Source organism: Streptomyces sp. JL2001 (genome assembly GCF_050917515.1).
GTDB lineage: Bacteria > Actinomycetota > Actinomycetes > Streptomycetales > Streptomycetaceae > Streptomyces.
Window position 1 is genome coordinate 3090101 of the sequence record NZ_CP169421.1, and the last position, 26600, is coordinate 3116700.

Here is a 26600-nt window from a genome sequence, read left to right on the forward strand (position 1 = left end):
GCTCCGCAACAAAGGGTGAACAGCGCTGTGACGACTTCTGAAAAAGGCCGGGATCGGGGGTGCTTAAGCACTCCGCCGCCTCGTGTTCACCGGACATCCCTCTGCCGGCCAGAACGAATGCCGGGGCGGCGCCTAGCGTCGGCCGCGTGGTCAAGCTCTCCGTCGTCGTGCCGTTCTTCAACGTGCAGACATACGCCCCTGACACCCTCACCAGCCTGCGTGCCAACGCCCGCGAGGACTTCGAGTTCCTGCTCGTCGACGACTGCTCGACGGACGGCACCTCGGCGCTCCTCGAACGGGCGGCCCGCGAGATCCCGGGGGCCGTCCTGATCGGACACGCCCGCAACGAGGGTCTGGCCACCGCCCGCAACACGGGACTGGACGCGGCACGCGGCCGCTATCTCGCCTTCCTGGACGGCGACGACTGGCTGGCCCCCGGGTTCTACGACCGGCTGGTCGCCGCCATGGAGGCGCTGGACTGCGACTTCCTGCGCACCGACCACGTCCGCTGCACGGGCCGGACCCGCACCGTCCGCCGCGCGCCGATCGGGCGGCGCGGCGAGGTCCTGCGCCCGCGGGACGCGATCCTGCCGGCCGACCGGACCACGTCGGTGGACTACCCGTACGCCTGGGCCGGGATCTACCACCGGCGGCTGCTGGACCGCGGGCTGCTGCACTTCACGCCGGGGCTGAGGACGGCCGAGGACCGGCCGTGGATCTGGCGGCTGCACCGGGAGGCGGAGTCCTTCGCGGCGGTGAGCACACTGGGCCTCTTCTACCGGCGCGGAGTGTCCACGTCACTGACGCAGATCGGCGACGTGCGGCAGCTGGATTTCATTCGCGCATTCGACCGGGTGATCGACGAAACCGCGAACGACCGTGATGCCGAACGACTCCTCCCGAAAGCCGTCCGCACCTATTGCGCGCTCATTTCCCATCACGTCGGCAATATCTCGCGATTCGAACCGGCGGTGGCGAGGGAATTGCGGGCGAGGAGTGCTGCGGCGCTGCGGCGGATGCCGCAGGACGTGCTCGGTGGGGCGCTGTCCTCGATGGACGAGGAGCGGGCCGCCGTCCTGCGCCGGCTGCGCCGCCGGGGCACCGGGGTCCTCGTCCCGGCGCGCGCCGTCCGCACGGCGGGAGCGGGGGCCGCCGCGTGAGGACCACCCAGATCTTCTACGCGTCCACCCTGTACGGCGCCTCGACGCTGGCCGCCGCGCTGGACAGCGGCCTGTTCGAACCGGCCGACCGCCGGCTGCTGCTGGTGGCCAACAACGCGGCCGTGCCGGAGACCACGCCGTCCCTGGACCGGATGCCGGGCTTCGAGGCGCTGCGCGGGCGTTTCGACTCCGTGCTGTCCTGGAACGAGGCCGTCTCCCCCCTCCATCCCTCCGGCTGGACGCCGCGGCCGGACGACCTGCCCCTGCTGGAGCGGCATCTGCGGCGGCTGTGGGGGCTCGGCGACGACCGGATCGAACTGGCCGTGGAATCGGTGCAGGTGACGCCCGCCCTGACGATCGCCCGGCTGTTCCCGGACGCGGCCCTGGACGTGTACGCGGACGGGCTGATGAGCTACGGCCCCACCCGCGACAGGCTCGATCCGCTGGTGGGCGAGCGGGTCCGGCGCCTGCTCCATCTCGACCTGGTGCCGGGGCTCACGCCGCTGCTGCTCGCGGAGTTCGGGGCGGAGCCGGTGGTGGTGCCGACGGAGGCGTTCACCAAGGTGCTCGACGAGTCGGCGGGCGGCGCGCCCGGCGAGCGGGACGCGGCGCGGGACGACGGCACGGGGCAGGAGGCGCCGGCGCTGCTGCTCGGCCAGTACCTGGCGGCCCTGTCCCTGCTCACACCCGCCGAGGAGGAGGAGCTGCATCTGCGGATGGTGCGCGGCGCGGTGGCCCGCGGGCACCGGCGGCTCGTCTTCAAGCCGCATCCGACGGCGCCCGACGCCTGGACCCGGACCCTGGCCCGGGAGGCCGAGCGGCTCGGCGCCGCGCTGACCGTGGACGACCGGCCCGTGCTCGCCGAGGTGCTCTACCGGGAACCGCGGCCGGCGCTGGTCGTCGGCTGCTTCTCGACGGCCCTGATGACCGCCCGCGCCTTCTACGGGATCCCGGTGGCCCGGGTGGGCACGCGGACCCTGCTGGACCGGCTGACCCCGTTCCAGAACAGCAACCGCGTGCCGCTCGTCCTCGTCGACGCGCTGGTGCCGGACCTGGAGGAGGCCGACGGGAACGGCGTCACCGCCCCGCCGGCCCCCGGCCCGCCGGCCGGCCTGATCGCGGCGGTCGGTTTCGCGATGCAGCCGAGGATCAGGCCGGACCTGCGAGAGGCGGCGGTGCGTCAGCTGTCGGGCCCGCTCGGCGAGCGGACCCGGGCCTACGTCACGCGCCGCCGCCTCACCGTCCTGGGCCTGCCGGGCGGCCTCCCGGTCCCCCGGCACCCCCGGGTCCGCCGGCTGGCCCGGCGCGCGCTCCGGCTGAAGCGCGCGCTGCGCCGCCGGCTCCTGTCCGGGTGATCCCCGAGGACCGGCCCGCGGATCAGGCGCGGGCGACCGGCTCCTGGAGTTCCGTCACCCAGCCGGCGCGGTCCTCGGGGCACTCCAGGTACAGCTCACGGGCGTAGCCCGTCGATCGGTAGCCGTTGGCGTCGATCCAGGTGGCCAGAGTCTGGACGGTCGGCAGGAGGGCGTCCATCGGACCCCGGTGCACCACGGTCGCCGCCTCCTCCAGACCGGGCAGGAGGACGAAGTCGACCCCGTCCGCCGTCGCGTCGGCCGGGACGGTCATCCCGGCGTGCACGACGATCGAGCCGTCGCCCGAGCCCGCGTCCTCGTAGTACGCGATCCCCGGGCCGACCCCGGTGACGCCGGCGCGCTCCAGCAGGCCGCACAGCTTCTCGTACAGGGGCTGGATGACCGGGCCGATGTCCTCGGGGCCGAACCCCGCGGCCGGCGCGCTCAGCTCGGCCAGGCGGACCGGCGGAACCTTCTTGATGACGACGTCCTGCGTGGACATGTGTCCCTCGCTCTCGATGGCTCGGAGCCGCGCGCCGACCTGGGCCAGCCGTCCCGCCGCCTCCGCCAGGGCCGTCTCCAGCTCGGCCTGGCGCAGCCTCAGCATCCCGCGCAGCTCGTCCGCTCCGAGCTGCTCGTCGAGGATCGACCCCACCTGTTCGAGGGTGAAGCCGAGTTCCTTGAGCGCGATGACGCGGTTGAGCCGGGCGAGCTGGTCCGCCTCGTACTGGCGGTAGCCGCTGTGCGGGTCGACGTGGGCCGGGCGCAGCAGTCCGATGGCGTCGTAGTGGCGCAGCATGCGGACCGACACCCGCCCGTGCCGGGCGAAGTCTCCGATGGTGAACATGACGACTCCTACGGAACGGCCTCACACGGTGTCAGGGTCAAGCCGTGACGGGCGCCGGGACAGGGGACGCCGTCCCCGGCGCCGGGTCGGTCAGGCGCTGCTGAGCGAGAGCTTCGCCGCGAAGCCGAGGAACAGCGCGCCGGCCGCGGAGGTCGCCCCCGCGGACAGCCTGCGGCGCCGGCGGAAGGCGGCGGCGAGACGCGTGCCGCCGAATATCAGCGTCGTCAGGTACAGGAAGCTGCCGATCTGGAGCAGGCCGCCGAGCACCAGGAAGGACAGCGCCGGGTAGGCGTATCCGGGATCGACGAACTGCACGAAGAAGGAGATCAGGAAGAGGATGGCCTTCGGGTTGAAGAGGCTGATGATCAGCGCCCGCCGGTACGGGTTCTCCCCCGCGACCGGTTCCCGGTCCGGCTCGTCGGCCCGCACCTCGCCGCGGGAGCGCCACATGGCCCAGGCCGCCCGCAGCATGCCGATCGCCATCCAGGTCAGATAGCCGGCGCCCGCGTACTTCACGATCATGAAGAGGAGCGGCGTGGTCTGGAGCAGCGAGGCGGCGCCGAGCGCGGCCAGGGTCATCAGGACCGCGTCGCCGGTGAAGACGCCGGCCGCGGCCCGGTAGCCGGTCCGGGTGCCCTTGCGGGCGGCGACGGACAGCACGTAGAGCGAGTTCGGCCCCGGCAGGAGGATGATGAGGACGAGGCCCGCGAGATAGGTCGGCAGATCGATGACACCCAGCATGAAGCGGAGTGTCGCACACCGGTGCGACACTCCGCTTTCGGGTTTCGCGGGGCGGACGGCGACATTCCGCATCGGCGCCGCCGGGGGGCCCGGCCGGGCCGAACGGCCCTGACAGGACCTAGGTGTATTGATCACGGACGTTGTTGACACGGTTGGGTCTTGAACATGGCGAAGGCCCCCGTGTGTGGTGGAGGTGTCGAATCTTCACCGCACGGAGGCCTTCGTGTCCCACCGTAATGCCCGACTGACCGTCTTCGGGAGACGACTGCTGGTCGAACGTGTCGAATCGGGCCGTCCGGTCGCTCATGTCGCGGCCGAGATGGGCATCTCCCGGGCCACCGCCCACAAATGGATCCGCCGTTGGCGAGCCGAGGGACAGGCCGGGCTGCACGACCGTTCCAGCCGCCCGCACTCGACACCGCACCGGACCCCGCCGGCGATCGAGGCCCGGGTCTGCGACCTGCGCCGGGACCGCAAACTCGGACCCGCCCGGATCGGCCCGATCCTGGGCCTGCCCGCCTCCACCGTCCACCGCATCCTCACCCGCCACCACCTGCACCGGCTCACATGGCTGGACCGGCCGACCGGCACGGTGATCCGCCGATACGAACGCGACCGGCCCGGCGAACTGATCCACGTGGACGTGAAGAAACTCGGCCGGATCCCCGACGGCGGCGGCCACAAGACCAACGGCCGCGAGGCCGGCCGGCCGATCCGCGGCATGGGCTTCGACTACGTGCACTCCGCCGTCGACGACCACTCCCGCCTCGCCTACAGCGAGATCCACGCCGACGAGAAGGTCGCGACCTGCGCAGGCTTCCTGACCCGCGCGGCCGCCTTCTTCCACAGCCACGGCATCGACCACATCGAGCGGGTCCTGACCGACAACGCCTGGGCCTACCGCAAGGGCCTGGCCTGGAAAAACGCCCTCGCCGAGCTCGGTGCGACCGGAAAGCTGACCCGTGCCTACCGGCCGCAGACCAACGGCAAGGTCGAACGCTTCAACCGCACCCTGCTCGACGAATGGGCCTACCTGAAGCCCTACACCTCAAACAACGAGCGCACCGAAGCCCTGGCAGACTTCCTCCACACCTACAACCACCACCGCTGCCACACCGCACTCGGCGGCAAACCGCCCATCACCCGTGTGAACAACCCTGCGAGTCAATACACCTAGGTCCTGTCAGGGCGATCTTCGAGGATCGGCCCGCGGCGTCGGATGTGGTGTATCGCAAGGCGGAGGATCGCCCTCGTACTGGGCGTACTCGGGCGACTCCGACAACGCCGCGAGACGCCGCAGCCGTCGTCGCGGGCCCGAGAAGATCGCCCGGACAGGACCTAGAAGGCGTCGGTGGGGACGTAGGTGCCCCAGACCTCCCGCAGTGCGTTGCAGACCTCGCCGACCGTCGCCCGCGCCCGCAGCGCGTCCTTCATCGGGTAGAGCACGTTGTCCGTGCCCTCCGCGGCCTTCTTCAGCTCGGTCAGCGCCGCGTCCACGGCCGCCTGGTCGCGCTCGGCGCGCAGCTTGGCGAGCCGGTCGGCCTGCTGGGCCTCGATCGCCGGGTCGACGCGCAGCGGCTCGTAGGGCTCCTCGACGTCGACCGTGTAGCGGTTGACGCCCACGACGACCCGCTCGCCGCTGTCGGTCTCCTGCGCGATGCGGTAGGCGGAGCGCTCGATCTCGTTCTTCTGGAAGCCGCGCTCGATCGCGCTGACCGCGCCGCCCATGTCCTCGACCTTGGCCATCAGTTCCAGGGCGGCGGCCTCGACGTCGTCGGTCATCTTCTCGACGACGTAGGAACCGGCGAAGGGGTCGACGGTCGCGGTGACGTCCGTCTCGTACGCGAGGACCTGCTGGGTCCGCAGCGCGAGGCGGGCGCTCTTGTCCGTCGGCAGGGCGATGGCCTCGTCGAAGGAGTTCGTGTGCAGCGACTGCGTGCCGCCGAGGACCGCGGCCAGACCCTGGACGGCCACGCGCACCAGGTTGACCTCGGGCTGCTGGGCGGTCAGCTGGACACCGGCGGTCTGGGTGTGGAAGCGGAGCATCAGCGACTTGGGGTTCTTCGCGCCGAACTCCTCCTTCATCACCCTCGCCCAGATCCGGCGGGCGGCACGGAACTTGGCGACCTCCTCGAGGATCGTGGTGCGGGCCACGAAGAAGAAGGAGAGGCGGGGCGCGAAGTCGTCCACGTCCATGCCCGCGGCGACGGCGGTACGGACGTACTCGATGCCGTCGGCCAGGGTGAACGCGATCTCCTGCGCGGGCGAGGCACCGGCCTCCGCCATGTGGTAGCCGGAGATCGAGATCGTGTTCCACTTCGGGATCTCGGTCCGGCAGTACTTGAAGATGTCCGCGATCAGCCGCAGCGACGGCTTGGGCGGGAAGATGTACGTCCCGCGCGCGATGTACTCCTTGAGCACGTCGTTCTGGATCGTGCCGGTCAGCTTGTCCGCCGCGACGCCCTGCTCCTCGCCCACGAGCTGGTACAGCAGGAGCAGCAGCGCGCCGGGGGCGTTGATGGTCATCGACGTCGAGACCTTGTCCAGCGGGATCCCGTCGAAGAGCACGCGCATGTCGTCGAGGGAGTCGATGGCCACGCCGACCTTGCCGACCTCGCCGTGGGCGATCGGGGCGTCGGAGTCGTGGCCCATCTGGGTCGGCAGGTCGAAGGCGACCGACAGGCCCATCGTGCCGTTGTCGATCAGCTGCTTGTAGCGGGCGTTGGACTCGACGGCGGTGCCGAAGCCGGCGTACTGCCGCATGGTCCAGGGCCGGCCGGTGTACATCGAGGGGTACACACCGCGGGTGAAGGGGTACGCACCCGGCTCGCCCAGCTTCCCGGCCGGATCCCACCCGTCGAGCGCGTCCGGTCCGTAGACCGGCTCAATGGGCAGCCCGGATTCCGACTCGCGCGCCATCTGCTGTGCCTCCCGATAGACCTACTGGTGGGTACCGACCCCCGCGACGGACTGTAGCCGTGGCCGTGCGGCGGGTGGAGAGCCGCTCGCTGGGACCTTCCTCACAGCATGCTCCGTACTTTGCGGGGGTGCGCAACCAAGCGGCCCCGGTAAGCATCCAATAAGTACACACACACGTCTCGGGGGGCATGTCCGATGCAACGTTCGTCCGTCATTCGCAGAGCACTCGTGGCCGCGGTCGCCGTGGCCGTCGTCACCGGCTGCAAGGCACAGGCAGCCGGTCCGGAGGAGACGGCGCGTCCGTCGGCGCCCTCCTCCTCGGCCTCGGCCCCCGCCTCGCCGTCCGGCGAGGCGTCGACCCCGTCGGACGACAAGCCGTCCGACGCACCCACGACCGCCTCCCCCAGTTCCTCGGCGCCCGCCGCCAAGGTGCTGATGAAGGACGGCGACGAGAACAAGCAGGTACGCGAACTCCAGGCGCGACTGCGCCAGATCGGGTACTTCGACCGTGCCCCCACCGGCTTCTACGGCACGATGACCGGCGGCGCGGTGAAGGGCTTCCAGAAGAAGCGGGAGCTGCCGGAGACCGGCTCGGTGGACGAGACGACCTGGCAGAAGCTGGTCGCCATGACCCACGAGCCGACGGCGGACGAGCTGAAGCCGTCCACCACCAACAAGCTGGACAAGCCGGACGCCCGCTGCATGACCGGCCGGGTGCTGTGCATCAGCAAGGAGAGCAGGACGCTCGCCTGGATGATCGACGGCAAGGTCGTCTCGTCGATGGACGTCCGCTTCGGTTCGGAGAACACCCCCACCCGTGAGGGCACCTTCCAGGTGAACTCCAAGAGCCGCAACCACGTCTCGACGATCTACCACACGCCGATGCCGTTCGCGATGTTCTTCAGCGGCGGCCAGGCCGTGCACTACTCGGCCGACTTCGCGGCCCGGGGCTACAACGGCGCCTCGCACGGCTGCGTCAACGTCCGGGACCGGGGCAAGGTCTCCTCGCTCTTCGACCAGGTGAAGGTCGGCGACAAGGTCGTCGTCCACTGGTAGGACGCGACCCGCGACAGCGGGGAGGAGAGGGCGCGGGTGGGACCGGGGGAACGTGTCCCACCCGCGCCGTGCGCGGAGCCGAAGGTACGGGGGGAACCCCGGCTCACTCGCGCGGCCGATGACCAGTCGGCTCACTCAGTACTGCGCCGGGCGGCCGAAAAGTGTCACACCCCGCGTCTCACACGGGCGCGGAGGCGAGCGTGAGGACCGGCGCGGGGGCCGTCCGGAGGGTCTCAGCCGAGAGGGAACCGCCGTCCGGGGCACCGGCCGCGGTGCGGCTCACCCCGCCGACGCGCCCGGTGGTTCCGCCCGACTCCCGGGAGTCGCCCCGGTCGCCGCTCCCCGTGGAGCCGTCGCCGCCCGTACCGCCGGACGCGCGTCCCGAACCTCCCTCGGCGGTGCCCGGGGAACCGCCGGCCAGGATGCGGTCGCAGTAGCGGCGCACGGTCTCGCCCGTCTCCGCGGAGTCCGTGAGCCGGCGCCGGTCGCTGTCGGAGATGCGTCCGTCCTTGAGGTCCTGACAGGCCTTGAGGATCCGGGTGCGCAGGACGCCGGCGTCCCACTCCGCGCCCTTGCTGCTCGCCCCGGGCTCCGGGGTGTCCCGGCTCGGCGTGCCGCTCACCCCGGGGGTCTCGGTCACGCCGGGCGCGGCCGGCGAGGAGGAGGGGCCGGGCCGCAGGTCGTCGGTCGAGGGCGGCGCGGACGGGGTGACCGTGCCGAAGCCGTCGTCCGGGCCGCCGGAGACCAGCGGCTCGGGGCTGTCCGCGACCGTGACCGAGCCGGCGGGCGCGGGGGCCTCGTCGAAGGGCGTCGGGATGAGGCCCGTACCGGACGCGACGGCGACACCGCCGACCGCGACGGCCGCCACCGCGGCGGCCAGCCCGTAGCGGACCGAGCGTCCCCACCGCCGGGCGGCGGGCAGCCGCCCGATCCGCACCCCGTGCAGCTCGGCGGCGCCGGACGCGGGCAGCGGCCCCGCGAGGTCCGCCGCGGCGGGGAGGGAGGCGGCGGCGCGTGCCGCCGTCGCCCGGCGGAAGGCGGCCAGGGCCGCCGCCTCGCCGGGGAGCTCCTCCCGCGCCGCGGGGTCGACGGCCGGCTGCCGGGCCGCGTCGAGGGCGTGGGCGAGTCGTTCGGCCTGGTCGCGGGCGTCACCGTCGAGGGGGTCGACCGGCAGGCCGCGGAGCAGCCGCTCCGCGGCCTCCTGGTCGAGCCACTGGTACCGCTCGTCGGCCATCACATGTCCTTCTGCGTCCGCGCGCGCGATTGCGTCACACCGCCGGGGGCCGGGGCCTCCGGCCTGCGACCGCGCTGCGGAGGTACGCCACCCAGCTGACCTGCGGCCGGATCGTCGGCGCCCAGGAGTTCGGCGAGTCTCTTCAGACCGCGGTGCGCCGCGGTCCGTACGGCTCCGGGGCGCTTCCCCAGCGTGTCGGCGGCGCTCTTGGCGTCCAGGCCGACGACGACCCGCAGCACCACGGCCTCGGCCTGGTCCTGCGGCAGTTGTGCGATCAGGTTCATGGTGTGGCCGGTGGCCAGCGCTTCCATGGCCTCGTCCGCCGTGTCGGACAGGGCCGGCTTGTCGGTGAGTTCGGTCTCGTCGCCCCCCACGGCGGGCCGCCTGCCCCTCATCCGGAGGTGGTCGAGCGCCCGGTTGCGGGCGATGCGCGCCGCCCAGCCGCGGAAGCGGTCCGCGTCGCCGCTGAAGCGGTCCAGGTCACGGGCGATCTGGAGCCAGGACTCGGAGGCGACGTCCTCGACGTCGGTGTCACCGACGAGCGTCCGTATGTAGCCGAGCAACCGGGGATGCACGGCGCGGTACACAGTACGGAACGCGTCCTCGTCCCCGTTCTGCGCAGCGAGCACAGCGGCCGTCAGCTCCGCGTCGTCCCCCAGCACTCCCCACAACCTGTTCGTCATCGCGGCTGGTCACCACCGCCACGCCGCCCGGCGCGCAGCAGCACGCTACGTCCTACCCGGTCATCCCGTCCATGTGCGTCCGGTCCATGTTCGTCCGGTCTTCGTACAACCTGCAACCTTCTGCGGTTGCCGTGCGGTGTGACAGAAAACGCATGCGCGGCGCTGATAGGAGTACGGGGCCGTGCTGCGGCCCCGGCGGACGGCGACCGGGGCCTCTCCTGTGGGGGGTGGCGGCCCCGGTCGTCCTCCTTCACGACCCGGGACGCGTGTCCCTGACCTCGCCGTACCAGCGCCAGGACGTGAGTCGCTCCCGGCCCGGCAGCTCGCCGCGCCCCGTCGCCCACAGCAGGGTGGCCCAACGGTCGGTGTCCGCGGGAGCGTCGGGGAAGAGCCGGGTCAGGACCCGGCCGCACAGCCCGGCGGGCGGCGTCCAGGCGATTTCGAGTCCGGTCGCGATGTCGTGGGTGTGCACGAGGGTCTCCACGATGCCCATGGCCGCGAACCCCTCCGCGTCCGAGATCCCGAACCCGTGGTACGAGCGCCGGTCCGCCGGCGTCGTGCGGACCAGGGCGGTCAGCATCGCCCCGCACGCCTCGAGGACCTGGAGCAGACCCGGGAGCCCGGCGGCGGGGTCGGCGAACGTGACGTTGGCGGGTCCGCCCTCGCGCCGGCGCTCCCAGCGGAAGGGCACCTCCCCGTCGAGCGGCGGGCTCTCGGGGCCGAGCTGCGCCGCGTAGGCGAAGAGGTCGTCGGCGAGGTGCTCGACCGTCTCCCAGCAGCTCCAGGTCAGCGGTCCGGCCGGCCGGTCCCAGCCGGCGGTGGTGCCGGCGGCGGCAGCGGCCCGGAGGGTGGTGAGGGAGAGACGGACGGCGTGCTGGAGGTCGTCGGCGGTGATGGCCGGCGCGGTGGCGCCCTCTGCGTACTCGGCGTTCTCGGTCGTCGTCATGGTGATCATCATGGCGGGCGATCCACTGTCAACCGAAGGTTGACACCCCTCTACTGTCAACCTAGGGTTGCATCATGACGAAACCAGTCGGCATGAGCCACCCCGTCCGCCTCGACGACCTCATCGAGGCGATCAAGAAGGTCCACACGGACGCGCTGGACCAGCTCTCGGACGCCGTCATCGCGGCGGACCACCTCGGAGACGTGGCCGACCATCTGATCGGCCACTTCGTGGACCAGGCCCGGCGCTCGGGCGCCTCCTGGACCGACATCGGCAGGAGCATGGGCGTCACCCGGCAGGCGGCCCAGAAGCGGTTCGTCCCGAAGGACACGGACGCGGCCAGGATGGACCCCGACGCGGGGTTCAGCCGGTTCACCCCGCGGGCCAGGAACGTCGTCGTGGCCGCGCACAACGAGGCCCGGGCCGCGGGAGGCACCGAGACCCTCACCGGCCACCTCGCCCTCGGCCTGCTCGCCGAGCCCCAGGGCCTCGCCGCACGCTGGATCGACGGACGCGGCGTCACCCCGGAGCGGCTGCGCGAGGCCGTCGAGGCCACGCTGCCGGCGGCCGCCGAGGAGGTGCCCGAGCTCATCCCGTACGACGCGGGCGCGAAGAAGGTCCTGGAGCTGACGTTCCGCGAGGCGCTGCGCCTGGGCCACAACTACGTCGGCACCGAGCACATCCTGCTGGCGCTCCTGGAGTTCGAGGACGGCAAGGGGGTCCTCTCCGGACTGGGCCTCGACAAGGGGCAGGCGGAGCGGGACGTCGCGGAGACGATCGCCTCGATCGAGGCGAAGGGTCCGGAGGCGTAGCAGCCCGGAGGCGCAGGGTTCGGAGGCGTAGCAGCCGGGAAGTGCGGGAGCCCGGAAGTGCGGCGGCCCTCCGCGGAGGATGTCCGGGGAGGGCCGCCGCCTCGGGCGTTCGGGCCGTTCGGGCCGTTCGAGCGGGGCTCCGTGCCGGAAGACGTGCGCCCGGGAACTCCGTCAGGAGGTGCGGGCCCGGCGGGAGACCACCGCGCGGAGCACGCGGCCGCCCTCGGTGGAGAGCTCGCGGGCCCGACGCAGACCGGTCGGGCCGTGGGCGACGGATTCGAGGACGGTGTGCTGGCGGCGCAGTTCGCCGGCGAGCAGCGGGCCCGCCCCGTCCGCGTCGCCGGCCCGGCAGCGGTCGACCAGTTCGGTCGCGCCGCCCGCGCCGTCGTACCGCCCGTGCAGCGCGAGGGCCGCGTGGGAGCAGGAGGAGGCCCACTCGCGCAGCGGCTCGGCCGACCACTCGGCGGGAGCCTCGGCCAGCATCTCCCGGACACCCTGGGCCGCCTCGTCGCCCGCGGGGACCTCGTCCAGTTCTCCCCGGGCCTTGGCGAGCGACTCGCACCAGGCGCCGCCGTCGCCGCGGGCCACCGCCGCCCAGACGGGCCGCAGCACCTCCGCCCCCTCGGGGGCGAGCAGGGGCAGACACCGGTCCAGGCAGGCGAGTCCGGCCGCGGCCAGACTCCGTTCATCGGCCCGGTCGATCAGTTCCAGCACGCTTCGGCTCGTGGCCGAGGTTGCCGACGCCATGGACGCCTCCCGTTGCGGACGCAGTACTGACTCTTACTGCGCCACCTGGCGCGATTACGTCACTGCGAGGCCGGAATCATGCCAGTCGCCTTGACGTGCTGCATAGAGGTCAGACGCCGCACGAAGAGAATCGCCAGGACGGCGGCGGCGAGGTTCGTCGCGTCGCTCGCCAGGAGCCATCCCGTGGCGTCCACGAGCCCGTCCACGGTCTCGGCCATGTCGAACATCCGCGCCGCGACCCTGCCCATGACCGCGTCGACGGCGAACAGGGTCCACCAGGCGTTGAGCAGCACGAACTCGCCGCTGCGGTCGGGGCCGTACGGGTCCGGGCGGCTGGCACGCCAGATGTCGGCCGCGATCCCCCGCGGGATCCACAGGTTGGCGACCGGGACGAACCAGGCGCCGATCGCCCAGCCCGGCCCCCTGCCCTGGAGGTCCGGGGTCCACACGTCGGCGTTCCGCCTCAGCCGGTGGAACCAGACGATGAAGACAATTGCCGTGGCCACGAGCAGCAGGCCCTGCGCGAACCACGCCGCCGCGAGGGCCAGGGAGCCTTCGTAGCCGGCCGGGTCGGGGTGGTCGGCGAGGCCGCCTCGGAGGTCGGACCGGACGCCGAAGGTCGCGACCAGGGCGAAGACGTCTGCGGCGGCGGTCACGCCGAGCAGGGACATGACGGCGTACGACAGGCCGTTGGGATTGCGGAGCAAGGTGAGCGGATCCCCCCAGGGACGAACGGGGCACCTCCCCCGAGGCCCCGGCGCGGCCGGGCGGCCGCAGCGAGTGGAACCTAAGGGGAGGGCGCCCACGACGTCCACGGAAATAGCACCGGGCCCGGCCGCCGGCCGGGTCAGCGCACCTGCGCGGCGAGCGTCCGGAACTGCTCCCAGGTCAGCGTCGGCTTCCGCGCGTCCCAGAGCTTCTGCGCGGTCGCCGTCAGCGGCATCCGGATCCCGGTCGCCACCTGGGCCTGTGTCTGCGCCCCCGCCAGGTCGCACCAGACGGCGAACCGGCCGCCCAGGATCTGGGCGTCGTAGCGCGCGGGCACCGCCGTCGTGCCGCGCAGGACGCGCGGGGTCCACTGCTCGTAGATGCGGCGGCCGGTCGGGTACACGAAGTCGTTCGGCTGGCCGAGGACGTAGTAGAGGTACTCGTCGTTCAGGTTCACGACCTTGCGGCCCTCGGCCAGGTACTCGGCGGGCGGCCGGGCCCCGATCTCCTTGCCGGTCCAGTACTCGACCTCGATGTCCTTGTCGGCGGTGACGATCCCGCCCCGGAAGAAGCCGTCGTTCCATGCCTTCGCGGTCTTGCCCGCGTCGCGGACCACGGCCGCCCGGTCGTCGAGCCAGCCCTCCGCGAGGTCCTGGACCCGGGCCTGCGGGCCGTACTTCTGCCGTGCGGCGGTCGCCAGCTGCGGATAGGAGGTCTCCGGCGAGCGGACCGTCAGCGCCTGGTACTCGTCGGCGCCGACGTGGAACCAGCCGCCGGGGAAGAGGCCGGCGTACTCGCGCAGCAGCTCGTCGACGAGCCGCGCGGAGCCGGGCTTGGAGATGTCGATGGCTCCCTGGCGCGGGACGCCCTGCACGTTGAGCAGCCGCAGGTCCGGGTGGGCGCGCAGGACGGCGCCGAGGTGCCCGGGCGAGTCGATCTCGGGCACGACCGTGATGTGCAGGCTCTTCGCGAGGGCGAGGATCCGGCGCACCTCGGCCTTGCTGAGGTGCTGCGCCGAGACGACCTCGGGGTGGGTGTCGGACTCGATCCGGAAGCCCTGGTCGTCGGAGAAGTGGAGCCCGAACTGGTTGAGCTTGAGGTCGGCCATCTCGCGGAGCCGGCCCTCGATCCAGCTCGCGGTGAAGAACTTGCGGGCGATGTCGACGTTCAGCCCTCGCTGCGGCTTGGCGGGCGCGTCGTCGACGACGCCCTCGGGCATCGCGCCGGTGCCGCGCACGGACTGCTTGAGGGTGCGGGTGCCGTAGAAGACCCCGGCCTCGTCGGGGCCGGTGATCCGCACCCGGTTGTCGCGGGTGGTCAGCCGGTACGACTCGGCGGCACCCGCGCCGCCGAGGGCGAGCTCGACGTCGCCGGGGCGGGCGCCGACGGCGCCGCGGTACTGGATCTTCAGCTCGCCGGCGAGCAGGCGGCCCTCGTCGGCGAGGGCCTCGCTGCCCTTGGCGACGACGACGCCGGCGGCGGGCACGGGACGCCAGCCGGGACCGCGGGCCGGCTCGTGGGCGCGGACGGCGGGCACCGTGCGCGGGGCCGTGGAGAGGGGATAGGTCCGGGTGGGCGTGGGGGTGGGCGTAGGGGTGGGGCTCGGCGGCGCCGAGGTGGCCGGAGCCGCGTCGGCCGAGGAGGGTGCGCCGCTCGTGGCGGAGCCGGACGGGGAGGAACAGGCGGTCACGACGACCAGGGTCGCCGCTGCCGCCAGCAGGGTCGGGCCCCGGTGGGGCCCACGTATGGAGTACCGCATCACCCGAAATACTCCCTCATACGAACGAACAGGTCCATTCGGGCACGGTCAATGACGTCCATCAGGTGTTCCGAAACTCTCCCTTCCGGGTGAAATTCGCGCATCCTTCGGACACTTCTTTCCTCCCGTCGATAGCGTGGCGACACAGCCACCCCACCCTTCACGGAGCCCACGCTGACCCGCGAGACCCCTGCCCCCTCCCGTTCCCCGGGCTCCCCCGCCATACCCGCCCAGAACACGGGCCCCACCCCACTCACCGCGCCGACCGGGCTGGCCCGGTTCAACACGGCGACGCCGGGCGCGGCCGTGGCACTCCTGCTGACCTGCTGCGGGAGCCATCGCTGGGCCGAGCGAATGGCCGCCCATCGCCCGTACCCGACCCTCGACGCGCTGCTCGCCGCGGCGGACGAGGCCGGCTACGACCTGTCCGTCGCCGACGTCGAGGAGGCCCTGGCGGGCGAGTCCTCCGCGGCCCCCCACCCCGACGCGCCGCAGGCCGCGCACACCGCGCTGCGGGCCGCCCACGCCGCGTACGAGAGCAGGTTCGGGCACGCGTTCGTGATCAGCCTCGACGGCGTGCGGCCGGCGGAACGGCTCGACCGGGTCCTGGCCGGCATCCGGTCACGGCTCGGCAACGAACCGGACGAGGAGCGCGCGACGGCCGCCGACGAACTGCGCCGGTTGACCCGCTCCCGGCTCGCGCACCGGGTCGGCGCGCCTCCGACCCCCGTACGGGCGTCCGGAATGCGGTGATTCGGGCGTACGCGATAGCCCGTCCGTGCCTCTTTGATCACACCTATGGACCCCGCGCGAGCGAACCGACGAGTCGTCGCTACGATGACCAGGGCCGGTGGACCGTACCCGGCCGGGTCAGACCGACACTGAAGCCGGCCGACCCTGATCCCCGCTCCCGGAGGGTTTTTCCGTGCCGGCTGGAACGCTGTACCGCGGCCGGGAAGGAATGTGGTCCTGGGTGGCTCATCGAGTCACCGGCGTCCTCATCTTCTTCTTCCTGTTCGTACACGTGCTGGACACCGCTCTCGTCCGCGTCTCCCCCGAGGCGTACGACGATGTCGTCGCCACGTACAAGACGCCGATCGTCGCACTCCTCGAGTACGGCCTCGTCGCCGCCATCCTCTTCCACGCGCTGAACGGCCTCCGGGTCATCGCCGTGGACTTCTGGTCCAAGGGCCCGCGCTACCAGAAGCAGATGCTCTGGACCGTCGTGGGCATCTGGGTCGTGCTGATGGCGGGCTCGCTGTACCCCGTCCTCGGCCACGCCGCACGTGAACTGTTCGGGAGCTGAGGCCGCACATGTCCGCTGACACCCAGTCCGCGATCGGTCCCGTCGAGGGCGCGCCCCACTACGACGTGGACAACCCGGCCCCGTTCATCGAGGCCCCCCGCAAGCGCACCGGCAAGACGCCGCGGGCGACCCGGGGCAACTTCGAGATGATCGCATGGCTCTTCATGCGCCTCTCGGGCGTCGTCCTGGTCGTCCTGGTCCTCGGCCACCTGCTGATCCAGCTCTTCCTGGACGGCGGCGTCTCCAAGATCGGCTTCGCCTTCGTGGCCGGCCGTTGGGCGTCCCCGTTCTGGCAGGTCTGGGACCTGCTGATGCTCTGGCTGGCCATGCTGCACGGCGCCAACGGCCTCCGCACGGTCGTCAACGACTACGCGGAGCGCGCGAACACGCGCCTGTGGCTCAAGGGCCTGCTGTACACCGCCACGGTGTTCACCATCCTTCTGGGCACGCTGGTGATCTTCACCTTCGACCCGAACATCCGCTAGGCACGGGGCTGAGGTAACCACGTCATGAAGATCCACAAGTACGACACCGTCATCGTCGGCGCCGGTGGCGCGGGCATGCGCGCCGCCATCGAGGCGACGAAGCGCAGCCGCACCGCCGTGCTGACGAAGCTCTACCCCACCCGCTCCCACACGGGCGCCGCGCAGGGCGGCATGGCCGCCGCGCTGGCCAACGTGGAGGAGGACAACTGGGAGTGGCACACCTTCGACACGGTCAAGGGCGGTGACTACCTGGTCGACCAGGACGCCGCCGAGATCCTGGCGAAGGAGGCCATCGACGCCGTCCTCGACCTGGAGAAGATGGGCCTGCCGTTCAACCGGACCCCGGACGGCACCATCGACCAGCGCCGCTTCGGCGGTCACTCCCGCAACCACGGCGAGGCCCCGGTCCGCCGGTCCTGCTACGCCGCGGACCGCACCGGCCACATGATCCTCCAGACGCTGTACCAGAACTGCGTCAAGGAGGGCGTGGAGTTCTTCAACGAGTTCTACGTCCTGGACCAGCTGATCACCGAGGTCGACGGCGTCAAGAAGTCCGCCGGTGTGGTGGCCTACGAGCTGGCCACCGGCGAGATCCACATCTTCCAGGCCAAGGCCGTGATCTACGCGTCCGGCGGCACCGGCAAGTTCTTCAAGGTGACCTCCAACGCGCACACCCTGACCGGTGACGGCCAGGCGGCCTGCTACCGCCGCGGCCTGCCGCTGGAGGACATGGAGTTCTTCCAGTTCCACCCGACGGGCATCTGGCGCATGGGCATCCTGCTGACGGAGGGCGCCCGTGGTGAGGGCGGCATCCTCCGCAACAAGGACGGCGAGCGCTTCATGGAGAAGTACGCGCCGGTCATGAAGGACCTCGCGTCCCGTGACGTCGTCTCGCGCTCCATCTACACGGAGATCCGCGAGGGCCGCGGCTGCGGCCCCGAGGGCGACCACGTCTACCTCGACCTGACGCACCTCCCGCCGGAGCAGCTCGACGCCAAGCTGCCGGACATCACCGAGTTCGCCCGCACGTACCTCGGCATCGAGCCCTACACGGACCCGATCCCGATCCAGCCCACCGCGCACTACGCCATGGGCGGCATCCCGACCAACGTCGAGGGTGAGGTCCTCAGCGACAACACCACCGTCGTGCCGGGTCTGTACGCGGCCGGCGAGGTCGCCTGTGTCTCCGTGCACGGCGCCAACCGCCTGGGCACGAACTCGCTGCTCGACATCAACGTCTTCGGGCGCCGTTCGGGCATCGCCGCCGCCGAGTACTCCGCCAAGGCCGACTACGTCGAGCTGCCGGAGAACCCGGAGGCCCTCGTCGTCTCCATGATCGAGAAGCTCCGCAACTCCACGGGCAGCGAGCGGGTCGCCGACCTGCGCCGCGAGCTCCAGGAGACGATGGACGCCAACGTGATGGTGTTCCGCACCGAGCAGACGATCAAGACGGCCGTCGAGAAGATCGCCGAGCTCCGCGAGCGCTACGAGAACGTGTCCATCCAGGACAAGGGCAAGCGCTTCAACACGGACCTCCTGGAGGCCATCGAGCTGGGCAACCTGCTCGAACTGGCCGAGGTCATGGCCGTCTCGGCCCTGGCGCGCAAGGAGTCCCGCGGCGGTCACTACCGCGAGGACTACCCGAACCGCGACGACGTCAACTTCATGCGTCACACCATGGCGTACCGCGAGGTCGGCGAGGACGGCTCCGAGACCGTCCGTCTCGACTACAAGCCGGTCGTCCAGACCCGCTACCAGCCGATGGAGCGTAAGTACTGATGGCTACCCCCGTACTGGACAAGGTCGAGGCGGAGTCCGCCGCCTCCCCGTACATCACGGTCACGATGCGCATCCGCCGCTTCAACCCCGAGGTGTCGGACGCGTCGGTCTGGGAGGACTTCCAGATCGAGATCGACCCGAAGGAGCGCGTGCTCGACGCCCTTCACAAGATCAAGTGGGACGTCGACGGCACGCTGACCTTCCGCCGCTCGTGCGCGCACGGCATCTGCGGCTCGGACGCGATGCGGATCAACGGCAAGAACAGGCTCGCCTGCAAGACGCTGATCAAGGACATCAACCCCGAGAAGCCGATCACGGTCGAGGCCATCAAGGGCCTGACGGTGCTCAAGGACCTCGTGGTCGACATGGAGCCCTTCTTCCAGGCGTACCGGGACGTCATGCCGTTCCTGGTCACCAAGGGCAACGAGCCGACGCGCGAGCGCCTGCAGAGCGCCGAGGACCGCGAGCGCTTCGACGACACCACCAAGTGCATCCTGTGCGCCGCGTGCACGTCGTCCTGCCCGGTCTTCTGGAACGACGGCCAGTACTTCGGTCCGGCCGCGATCGTCAACGCGCACCGCTTCATCTTCGACTCGCGCGACGAGGCGGGCGAGCAGCGCCTGGAGATCCTGAACGACAAGGACGGCGTGTGGCGTTGCCGCACGACGTTCAACTGCACGGACGCCTGCCCTCGTGGCATCGAGGTCACGAAGGCGATCCAGGAGGTCAAGCGCGCGCTGATCACGCGTCGCTTCTGACCCGCTGACCCGGCCGCGCGCCGCGTCCGCTCGCGCAGGGAAGGCCCCGACTCCCCCGAGGAGTCGGGGCCTTCCGCGTACGCGGTGCTCATGTGCCAGGATCTGAGGCAGCGTTGGCGGCCCAGGAGAGCGGGGATTGATGAGCGAGCCGAACCCTTATGCGGACGGGGAGTACCAGTGGGGGCCCGACGGACGGTCGGGGACGCCTCCCTACGGCTATCCGCAGGCGGGAACGCCCGGTTACGGGTACCCGCAGCCGGTCTCGGGCGCCGGCTACCAGCCGACCCTGCCGGGCGGTGTCCCCGTGCCGCCGCAGCACGCGCCGATGGGGCAGGGCGGCGGTGCGCAGCTGAGCCTCGGCGACATCACCGTGGTCGGGGACCAGATCATCACTCCGGCCGGGTCGATGCCGCTCAAGGGCGCGGTGTGGAACGCGATGGACATGTCGCGGACCGAGGAGAAGATCCCGACGGTCGCGATCGTGCTGGCCATCATCTTCGCGCTGCTGTGCCTGGTGGGTCTGCTCTTCCTCCTGATGAAGGAGAAGAAGACGACCGGCTTCATCCAGGTCACGGTGACCAGCGGCGGCCGACACCACGCCACGATGATCCCGGCCACCGGACCGGACACCATCCACTGGGTGATGGGCCAGCTCAACTTCGCCCGTTCGCTGAGCGTCTGACGGCCACCCCTCGCCGGCGGCGGCAGGCGTACCGGTCGCCTTCCTCAACCCCCGGCCAGGGGAACGAGCCTGAGGAAGGTGACCTCCGTGTCCCGGCCCAGCTCCACCGTCTCGTCCAGCTCCTCGACCTGACGGTCCCCCACCAGCACCAGGAAGCCGTTGCGCCCGAAGGCCGCGACGGCCCGGGCGTACGCGCCCTCCGCCTCGCCCGGCGCGACCTCGCAGGCGACCCGACGGCGGATCAGTTCGCGCAGGGTGAGCCGCTGTTCGGTGGCGTGGAGGCCGCCGGCCTCGCGCCGCTCCCCCGAGGTCGCCTCGTCGACGAAGGTCACCTTTCCCATGCCCGCACGGTAGGGGGCGCCACCGACATCCGCTGGTCCGGCCGTGCCTCCGCCGCCGGCGGCGGCCGGGGATCAGCCGTGCCAGGGCTTCGGGCCGCCCGGCTCCTCCGCGACGAGCATGATCCTGCGGAGCATGTCGTTGAGCAGGGTCCGCTCGCCCTCGTCGAGGACGCCGAGCAGCCGGTACTCCTCGTGACCGAGGACGTCCATCGCCCCCCGCCAGGTCTGGCGGCCGGTGTCCGTGAGCTCGACGACCACCCGGCGCCGGTCGGTCGTGGACTGCGTGCGGCGCACCAGTCCGCGCTTTTCCAGCGCGTCGAGGCGGCCGGTGACCGAGGCGGGCGCCAGGTCGAGGTCCTGGGCGAGTTCCGAGGGGGCGGCGCTGCCGCCGCGCCCGGCGAGCTTGTGGAGCGTGTCGAACTCGTGGCGTTCCAGGTCGAAGTCGACGAGGGACTGCTCGCGCACGCGGCGCAGGTGGACCGAGAGCTTCTTCATGCGCGTGACCGCGCCCTCCACGACCGGGTCGAGGTCCGGCAGGACGGGCTGCCAGCGGTCCACGTGCTCGTCGGTCCAGTCCCGCTGCGTCGGCCCGGTGGGCTCGGTCGGCTCCATGGGGCGATCGTACGTCCCCGCCGTTGATTCTTCGGTTCCAAATATTTCGTTGACGAATTATTCGGAACCGAAATACCTTCCCTCCCATGTCTGCCGCCCCTTCCGACACCGCTCCCGCGTCCCCGCCCGCGCCCGTCCCGCACCCCCTGCGCACCCGCCCCTTCCGGCTGCTGTTCACCGGCCGCACACTCTCCCTGCTCGGCGACTCCGTCATCCCGGCGGCGCTCGCCATCGCCGTCTGGGAGGCGACCGGTTCGGCCTCCGCGCTCGCCCTCGTGCTGGCCTGCGCGATGGTCCCCAAGCTGCTCCTGCTGCCCCTGGGCGGTGTCGTGGGCGACCGCTTCGACGCCCGGACGATCGCCCTCACCACGGACCTCGTCCGCTGCGCCACCCAGCTCCTCGTCGGAATCCAGCTGCTCGGCGGCGAACCCACCCTGTGGCTCATCGCCACCGTCGAGTTCGTCGGCGGCGCGGCCGGCGCCTTCGCCATGCCGACCGGCGCGCCCCTGGTGACGGGGACCGTCGCGCCCGGGGCCCTCCGGCGGGCCAACGCCGCGATGGGCATCGCCCGCAGCGCCACCCGCCTCGGCGGCCCCGCCCTCGCCGGCGCGCTGATCCTGACCGTCGGACCCGGCTGGGCCTTCGTCCTGGACGCGGCCACCTTCGCCGCGAGCGCCGCCCTGCTGTCGGCCGTACGCGTCCGGCGCGTCCCGATCCCCCGCCGCTCGCTGCGCGCCGACCTCAAGGAGGGATGGCGGGAGGTCCGCACCCGCGACTGGTACTGGACCAGCCTCGTCGGGCACAGCGCCTGGAACGGCGCCGCGGCCGTCCTGATGACCCTCGGCCCGGCCCTCGCCCTCTCCCAGCCCGGCGGCCGGGGCACCTGGGTGGCCTTCCTCCAGGCCGGCGCGATCGGGCTGCTGGCCGGCTCGCTGCTGGCCCACCGCGCCCGCCCCCGGCGGCCCGTCCTCACCGCCAACCTCGGCCTCGCCGTCTACGCGCTGCCGCTGGTGCTGCTCGCCGCCTCCGCGCCCGCCCCGCTGACGATCGCCTCCTACGGGGTCGCCCAGGCCGGCCTCGGATTCCTCTCCCCCGTCTGGGAGACCGCCGTCCAGCAGGCCGTGCCCGCCCACGCCCTGGCCCGGGTGACGTCCTACGACTGGCTCCTCTCGCTCGCCGCCATGCCGCTCGGCTACGTCCTGGCACCGCTCGCCGCCTCGGCCTGGGGCCCGGAGGTCCCGCTCGTCGTCGCCGCGGTGGCCGTGAGCGGCTGCTGCCTGGGCACGGCGCTGGTACCCGGCGTCCGGCGGTTCGGCACCGAACGCTGAACCCGCGCGCGGACGTTGTCGGCGCCGTCGCCTACCTTCGTACCCATGGTGGGGACGACGGGCCTGGCGAACAGGCTGGACGAGGCCGTGCGCGACGGGCGAGCCGGGGAGCTGGTGGACTCCCTGGACGCGGCGGGGCGGCGGGAGTGCGCGCTGCTGCTGCAGGCGAGGATCTGCCGGCGGGGGGACCGGGACGCCGCGGCGGTCCTGACGGAACTGGCCGGGCAGCGGCTCGGCTGGTCCACGGCCGAGTCGGATGTGCTGCTCGCCCGGCTGGTGGGCCCGGACGCCGCCGTCGCCCCCCACGAGCTGCGCGAGGGCTTCCTCGCCCTGGTGCCGATCGCCCTGTCGGCGGCGGAACAGTCCGAGGAACCCGACCGGGCACGGCTGCGCGCGCTGCACCGGTGCGCGACGGACCTCGTCACGTACCAGGGTGACGCCCACCGGCCGGTCCGCGACCGGCTGGCCGCCCTGCTGGCCCGCGAGGTGCCGCTCGTCGACGGCAGGCTGCCGCGCCATCTGCTGGACTCCCTCGACGCGTTCGGCCCGGCGATGCGGTCCGCGCACGCGGACCTGCTCGACGGCGAGGGTGTGGCCGCCTTCCTCGGGCACTGCGTGCTCATGGACCGGCCCCGGGCCACCCGGGCCTGGCGGAGGACGGCCGCCGTCCTCCTGGCGCGGACCGAGTCCGGCCCGGAGCTGGTGCGTCGGCTGCTGGAGGGGATCGCCGTCCAGCCCGAGCACCGGGTGTCCGACCTGAACCCCTGGGGGATGAGCCTCACGGGCATCGCGGGCGACACCAACACCTGCCTGGTCCGCGGACTGCTGTGGGCGGCCCTGGACGCGGACGCCGACCGGGCCGTCCCGCTGGCCGGCGCGATCGCGCTGCACGCGGGGACGGGCATCGGAGGCTCCGGAGGCATGTGCCGCAACCAGCCGCTGGCCACCACCGCCGTCGCCGTCCTCGGCGCCTGCGAGGGGCGGGCCGGCGAGCAGGCCGTGCAGTGGCTCGGCCGGCTGCCGAAGCAGGTCCGCAACCGGACGGTGCTCAAGGGGATCGCCACGGCCCTGGAGGCCGTCGCGGCACGCTCCGGCCTCACCCCGTCGATGCTGCGGGAGCGGGGCGTGCCGACGCACGGCCTGGACGGGCGCGGGATGCGCGAGGAGCAGCTCGGCGCCTACACCGCGGTGCTGTCGGTACGGGAGCCGGGCACGGCCGTGCTGTCGTTCCTCGGCCCCGGCGGCCGGGTCCTGAAGTCCCCGCCCAGGACGGTCCGGGACGAGCACGGCGAGCGGCTGGCGCCGCTCCGGGCGGCCCTGAAGGGGCTGCGGGCCGAGCTGACCGCCGAGCGCACCCGGCTGGAGGAGCACCTGGCGGCCGGCACCACCTGGGCCGCGGAGGACTGGGAACGGTACTGCGTCGACCACCCGGTCACCGGCGCCGTCGCCCGCGCCCTGCTCTGGGAGGTCGCCGCGGACGGCGAGCCCTGGAGCGCGGGGCTCGTGGAACGCACCGGCGGCGGCTGGGCGCTGGCCGGGGCGGGCGGCACGGCCACCCCGGTGGGGCCCGGCTCGCGGCTGCGGCTGTGGCATCCGGTCCGCGCCGCGGGCGAGGACGTGTCCGAGTGGCGGGACGAACTGACCGGGCGCGAACTGCGCCAGCCGTTCAAGCAGGTGTTCCGGGAGGTCTATCCGCTCACCCCGGCCGAGGTGGCGACGGGCGCCTACTCCAACCGGTTCGCCGGGCACGTCCTGCGCTACGGCCAGGCGCGGGCGCTGATGACGGAGCGGGGCTGGCGGGGGAACCACCTGGGGTACTTCGGGGAGGGGTACTCCTCCGAGATGGTCCGGGAACTGCCCCGGCCCGGCGGGCTCCCGGCGGCCGAGGGCGCCCACTGGCGGGCCCGGTTCTCCGTCGAGCTGGTCGACGAGGGCGCGCGGGGCGACGGCGTCGCCCGGCTGTGCTCGACCGACCAGGTCCGCTTCGAGCGCCGTGCCGCGGCGGGCCGGGGCGCCTGGGAGCGGGCCGCGCTGCCCGACGTGCCCCGGCTCGTGCTGTCCGAGGCGCTGCGGGACGTCGACCTGTTCACCGCGGTGGCGTCGATCGGCGCCGATCCGCGGTGGCGGGACCGCGGCGAGGAGCGGGCGTACGACGGGTACTGGGAGAGCTGGTCGTTCGGGGAGCTCACGGAGTCGGCACGGATCCGGCGGGAGACCCTGGCGCGGCTGCTGCCCCGCACCCGGATCGCGGACCGGGTGGAGCTGACCGACCGCTTCCTCCGGGTCCGGGGCGAACTGCGCGCGTACCGGATCCATCTGGGCTCGGGCAACGTCCTGATGGAGCCGGAGGACGCCTATCTGTGCATCGTGGCCGACCGGGGCGCGGCGGGCGGCCACGACAAGGTGTTCCTGCCGTTCGAGGAGGACGGCGGACCGCTGTCGGTGATCCTGTCGAAGGCGTTCCTGCTCGCCGCGGACACGGGGATCACCGACCGGACGATCACCGACCAGATACGCCGGGGGCTGTGAACCCCTCCGTCATGTAGGGCGGCCGCGCCCCCGCCGGAGCGGCCAGGAAGGCGGCGAGCAGCGCGGCCGTCTCCTCCGGGCGCTCCAGGGCGGGGAGATGGCCGGCCCAGTCCAGCTCGACGTGCCGGGCGCGCGGCAGCAGGCCGGCGAGCCGGACGGCGATCTGCCGGAAGTCGGCCACGTCGTGGGCGCCGGAGACGACCAGGCACGGCACGTCGACGCGGGCCAGGGCGGCGGCGTCGGCCTCCGGACCGTCCGGGAAGTACGCGTCGGGCGCGGCGAGCTGGAGGTCGAAGGCACGCCGCTGCATCTCCCGCACCCGCTCGCGGGTCTCGGTCCCGGCCTCCGGGCCCAGCCAGGTGTCGACGTTGAGCGCGACGGCGCCGTCGATGTCACCGCTCTCCAGGAGCGCGTCCTCCCGTCCGCCCCAGGCCCGCAGGTCCGCGCTCGGCTCGTGCCCGGGCATGCCGGCGCACAGGAGCGCGAGCGCGGAGACGCGCCGGGGGTGACGGGCGGCGAGGTCCAGGGCGACCCGGCCGCCGAAGGACGAACCGACGAACGCCGCGCGCTCGATGCCGAGCGCGTCGAGGAGGGCCAGGACGTCCTCGCCGTGGTGGTGGGGCGCGTCGACCGGGGACTCGCCGAACCCGCGGAGGTCGCAGCGCACCACCCGGTGGCCGGCTTCCGCCAGGCGCGCGAACTGCCCGTCCCACATGCGCCGGTCACAGACCCCGGAGTGGAGCAGGACGACTGCGGAGGGGCCGTCGCCGGCCACGTCGTGAAGGAGCGTCATCCGGACGACTGTAGGCGGCGGGCCCGGCGGCCGCCCGCGGTTTTCCGGACCCCCGACACAGGACTTGAACATGTTCAGTCGAAGCCCTACAGTCAGGATCGCCAGCTTTTGAACATGTTCAAGGGAGGGTGGGGCATGGACCTCACTGTCGTCGCCTACATCGTCTACCTGCTGATCAGCGTGGCCCTGACCGTCTGGGTCGCCCGCACGCTCAGCCGCAACGGAAAGATCTTCCTGGCAGACGTCCTGCACGGGAACGAGAAGCTCGCCGACGCCGTCAACCACCTCCTGGTGGTCGGCTTCTACCTGGTCAACTTCGGCTTCGTGGCCCTCTACCTGAGCCAGGACGACGCCGTCCTCGACGCCCGGGCCCTCTTCGAGGCCCTGTCGGTCAAGCTCGGCGTGGTCCTCCTGGTCCTCGGCGTGATGCACCTCGGCAACGTCTACGTCCTCAACAAGATCCGCCGCCGGGGTGTCATGGAGCGCGAGCAGATCCCGCCGGTGCCGCCGCAGGGCTGGACCGCGCCGGCCAAGGGTCCCTGGGCCCCGCCCGCGCCGGGCGCCGGGGCGTGAGGCGGCCGTGACGACGCCCGCCGTCCGGCCGACCACCCCCGTACACCGCCTCACGGTGCTGTACGACGCCCAGTGCTCGCTCTGCGTCCACCTGCGGCACTGGCTGACGCGCCAGCGGCAGCTCGTCCCGCTCGACCTGGTGCCGGCCTCCTCCCAGGAGGCCCGGCGCCGCTTCCCGGACCTCGACCACGCCTCCACCCTGCGGGAGATCACCGTGATCGGGGACCGGGGACAGGTCTACCGCGGCGCCGCCGCCTGGATCGTCTGCCTCTGGGCCCTGGCCGAGCACCGGCCCCGCGCCCACTGGCTGGCAACCCCGGCCGGGCAGCCCCTCGCCCGCGCCACGGTCCTCGCCGCCGCCCGCTGGCGCGAGGCGGTCAGGGCCCACGGACCGGCCTGTGAGGACGGACGGTGCGAGACACCGGGCACACCCGGCTAGGCTCGGGCACT

General features: G+C 72.5%; 27 protein-coding genes. 15 read left to right on the plus strand and 12 right to left on the minus strand.

The genetic code is table 11. The annotated features are described in order from the left end of the window. Positions 1–146: 146 nt before the first annotated feature. Both ACE1OA_RS13510 and ACE1OA_RS13515 read left to right on the plus strand, forming a co-directional pair. The gene (locus ACE1OA_RS13510) at positions 147–1160 is read left to right on the plus strand and encodes a glycosyltransferase family 2 protein (RefSeq protein ID WP_384868277.1); all 1014 of its coding nucleotides are present in this window, start codon (positions 147–149) and stop codon (positions 1158–1160) included. Continuing rightward, complete coding sequence (locus ACE1OA_RS13515; protein WP_432752834.1) at positions 1157–2515, plus strand: alpha-2,8-polysialyltransferase family protein; 1359 nt, start codon at positions 1157–1159, stop codon at positions 2513–2515. The genes ACE1OA_RS13510 and ACE1OA_RS13515 overlap by 4 nt, the downstream gene beginning before the upstream one ends. A 22-nt stretch (positions 2516–2537) precedes the next feature. Here ACE1OA_RS13515 and ACE1OA_RS13520 read toward each other — a convergent pair whose 3' ends face one another. Next, positions 2538–3359, minus strand: coding sequence for a MerR family transcriptional regulator (locus tag ACE1OA_RS13520; protein ID WP_432752835.1), 822 nt, complete (start codon positions 3357–3359; stop codon positions 2538–2540). A gap of 90 nt (positions 3360–3449) precedes the next feature. After that, the gene (leuE, locus tag ACE1OA_RS13525) at positions 3450–4100 is read right to left on the minus strand and encodes a leucine efflux protein LeuE (RefSeq protein ID WP_356599401.1); all 651 of its coding nucleotides are present in this window, start codon (positions 4098–4100) and stop codon (positions 3450–3452) included. Between the two features lie 223 nt (positions 4101–4323). Here leuE and ACE1OA_RS13530 point away from each other — a divergent pair, with 223 nt between their 5' ends. Beyond that, complete coding sequence (locus ACE1OA_RS13530; RefSeq protein WP_432752836.1) at positions 4324–5277, plus strand: IS481 family transposase; 954 nt, start codon at positions 4324–4326, stop codon at positions 5275–5277. 161 nt (positions 5278–5438) lie between these two features. Here ACE1OA_RS13530 and ACE1OA_RS13535 read toward each other — a convergent pair whose 3' ends face one another. Next, complete coding sequence (locus ACE1OA_RS13535; protein ID WP_356599403.1) at positions 5439–7019, minus strand: acyl-CoA mutase large subunit family protein; 1581 nt, start codon at positions 7017–7019, stop codon at positions 5439–5441. A gap of 195 nt (positions 7020–7214) precedes the next feature. Here ACE1OA_RS13535 and ACE1OA_RS13540 point away from each other — a divergent pair, with 195 nt between their 5' ends. Beyond that, a complete protein-coding gene (locus ACE1OA_RS13540; protein ID WP_356777974.1) occupies positions 7215–8075 on the plus strand; it encodes a L,D-transpeptidase family protein in 861 nt (286 codons plus the stop codon). 178 nt (positions 8076–8253) lie between these two features. Here the strand turns inward: ACE1OA_RS13540 and ACE1OA_RS13545 are convergent, their stop codons facing one another. The 3 genes from ACE1OA_RS13545 to ACE1OA_RS13555 all read right to left on the minus strand — a co-directional run bounded on the left by ACE1OA_RS13545 (position 8254) and on the right by ACE1OA_RS13555 (position 10938). Further along, the gene (locus tag ACE1OA_RS13545; RefSeq protein WP_432752837.1) at positions 8254–9309 is read right to left on the minus strand and encodes a hypothetical protein; all 1056 of its coding nucleotides are present in this window, start codon (positions 9307–9309) and stop codon (positions 8254–8256) included. Beyond that, complete coding sequence (locus tag ACE1OA_RS13550; protein WP_361311172.1) at positions 9309–9971, minus strand: RNA polymerase sigma factor; 663 nt, start codon at positions 9969–9971, stop codon at positions 9309–9311. The genes ACE1OA_RS13545 and ACE1OA_RS13550 overlap by 1 nt, the downstream gene beginning before the upstream one ends. A 271-nt stretch (positions 9972–10242) precedes the next feature. Next, a complete protein-coding gene (locus ACE1OA_RS13555) occupies positions 10243–10938 on the minus strand; it encodes a DinB family protein (protein WP_356599409.1) in 696 nt (231 codons plus the stop codon). A 74-nt stretch (positions 10939–11012) separates the two neighbouring features. Here ACE1OA_RS13555 and ACE1OA_RS13560 point away from each other — a divergent pair, with 74 nt between their 5' ends. Continuing rightward, positions 11013–11750, plus strand: a complete 738-nt coding sequence (locus ACE1OA_RS13560; protein WP_386544628.1) for a Clp protease N-terminal domain-containing protein — start codon at positions 11013–11015, stop codon at positions 11748–11750. A gap of 171 nt (positions 11751–11921) precedes the next feature. Here ACE1OA_RS13560 and ACE1OA_RS13565 read toward each other — a convergent pair whose 3' ends face one another. The 3 genes from ACE1OA_RS13565 to ACE1OA_RS13575 all read right to left on the minus strand — a co-directional run bounded on the left by ACE1OA_RS13565 (position 11922) and on the right by ACE1OA_RS13575 (position 14964). Further along, the gene (locus ACE1OA_RS13565; RefSeq protein ID WP_356599413.1) at positions 11922–12497 is read right to left on the minus strand and encodes a hypothetical protein; all 576 of its coding nucleotides are present in this window, start codon (positions 12495–12497) and stop codon (positions 11922–11924) included. 59 nt (positions 12498–12556) lie between these two features. After that, complete coding sequence (locus ACE1OA_RS13570) at positions 12557–13204, minus strand: DUF4328 domain-containing protein (protein WP_384868270.1); 648 nt, start codon at positions 13202–13204, stop codon at positions 12557–12559. A 140-nt stretch (positions 13205–13344) separates the two neighbouring features. Then, positions 13345–14964, minus strand: coding sequence for a beta-N-acetylhexosaminidase (locus tag ACE1OA_RS13575; RefSeq protein ID WP_356599415.1), 1620 nt, complete (start codon positions 14962–14964; stop codon positions 13345–13347). Positions 14965–15138: 174 nt separating this feature from the next. On the opposite strand from ACE1OA_RS13575, the gene ACE1OA_RS13580 reads away from it, so the two are divergent. From ACE1OA_RS13580 to ACE1OA_RS13605, 6 genes are all read left to right on the plus strand, one after another. Then, positions 15139–15717 carry a 2-oxo-4-hydroxy-4-carboxy-5-ureidoimidazoline decarboxylase gene (locus tag ACE1OA_RS13580; protein WP_432754062.1) on the plus strand — a complete coding sequence of 193 codons (579 nt, stop codon included), beginning with the start codon at positions 15139–15141 and terminating at the stop codon, positions 15715–15717. Between the two features lie 172 nt (positions 15718–15889). Then, a complete protein-coding gene (sdhC, locus tag ACE1OA_RS13585; protein WP_123954581.1) occupies positions 15890–16270 on the plus strand; it encodes a succinate dehydrogenase, cytochrome b556 subunit in 381 nt (126 codons plus the stop codon). 8 nt (positions 16271–16278) lie between these two features. Further along, a complete protein-coding gene (locus tag ACE1OA_RS13590; protein ID WP_147980874.1) occupies positions 16279–16755 on the plus strand; it encodes a succinate dehydrogenase hydrophobic membrane anchor subunit in 477 nt (158 codons plus the stop codon). Positions 16756–16779: 24 nt separating this feature from the next. Further along, positions 16780–18534: a succinate dehydrogenase flavoprotein subunit gene (sdhA, locus tag ACE1OA_RS13595; RefSeq protein WP_356599418.1), complete on the plus strand. Its 1755-nt coding sequence runs from the start codon at positions 16780–16782 to the stop codon at positions 18532–18534. Beyond that, positions 18534–19292 carry a succinate dehydrogenase iron-sulfur subunit gene (locus ACE1OA_RS13600; protein ID WP_030318427.1) on the plus strand — a complete coding sequence of 253 codons (759 nt, stop codon included), beginning with the start codon at positions 18534–18536 and terminating at the stop codon, positions 19290–19292. Before sdhA ends, ACE1OA_RS13600 begins: the two co-directional genes overlap by 1 nt. A gap of 139 nt (positions 19293–19431) precedes the next feature. Next, the gene (locus ACE1OA_RS13605; protein ID WP_356777968.1) at positions 19432–19974 is read left to right on the plus strand and encodes a hypothetical protein; all 543 of its coding nucleotides are present in this window, start codon (positions 19432–19434) and stop codon (positions 19972–19974) included. A gap of 44 nt (positions 19975–20018) precedes the next feature. Here ACE1OA_RS13605 and ACE1OA_RS13610 read toward each other — a convergent pair whose 3' ends face one another. Beyond that, positions 20019–20315 (minus strand): hypothetical protein, encoded by a 297-nt coding sequence (locus tag ACE1OA_RS13610; protein ID WP_384868267.1) that lies wholly within the window; start codon positions 20313–20315, stop codon positions 20019–20021. Positions 20316–20387: 72 nt separating this feature from the next. Then, positions 20388–20927, minus strand: a complete 540-nt coding sequence (locus tag ACE1OA_RS13615) for a MarR family winged helix-turn-helix transcriptional regulator (protein ID WP_384868265.1) — start codon at positions 20925–20927, stop codon at positions 20388–20390. Positions 20928–21013: 86 nt separating this feature from the next. On the opposite strand from ACE1OA_RS13615, the gene ACE1OA_RS13620 reads away from it, so the two are divergent. Then, positions 21014–22255, plus strand: coding sequence for an MFS transporter (locus ACE1OA_RS13620; RefSeq protein WP_356599425.1), 1242 nt, complete (start codon positions 21014–21016; stop codon positions 22253–22255). A gap of 45 nt (positions 22256–22300) precedes the next feature. Next, positions 22301–24784 (plus strand): DUF4132 domain-containing protein, encoded by a 2484-nt coding sequence (locus ACE1OA_RS13625; RefSeq protein WP_432752838.1) that lies wholly within the window; start codon positions 22301–22303, stop codon positions 24782–24784. On the opposite strand, the gene ACE1OA_RS13630 is transcribed toward ACE1OA_RS13625, so the two are convergent. After that, the gene (locus tag ACE1OA_RS13630; protein WP_432752839.1) at positions 24756–25577 is read right to left on the minus strand and encodes an alpha/beta fold hydrolase; all 822 of its coding nucleotides are present in this window, start codon (positions 25575–25577) and stop codon (positions 24756–24758) included. The two genes, ACE1OA_RS13625 and ACE1OA_RS13630, sit on opposite strands and share 29 nt — an antisense overlap. Positions 25578–25712: 135 nt before the next feature. On the opposite strand from ACE1OA_RS13630, the gene ACE1OA_RS13635 reads away from it, so the two are divergent. Both ACE1OA_RS13635 and ACE1OA_RS13640 read left to right on the plus strand, forming a co-directional pair. Further along, the gene (locus ACE1OA_RS13635; protein WP_147980858.1) at positions 25713–26150 is read left to right on the plus strand and encodes a hypothetical protein; all 438 of its coding nucleotides are present in this window, start codon (positions 25713–25715) and stop codon (positions 26148–26150) included. Positions 26151–26157: 7 nt separating this feature from the next. Continuing rightward, positions 26158–26589, plus strand: coding sequence for a thiol-disulfide oxidoreductase DCC family protein (locus ACE1OA_RS13640; RefSeq protein ID WP_356599432.1), 432 nt, complete (start codon positions 26158–26160; stop codon positions 26587–26589). Positions 26590–26600: the final 11 nt, after the last annotated feature.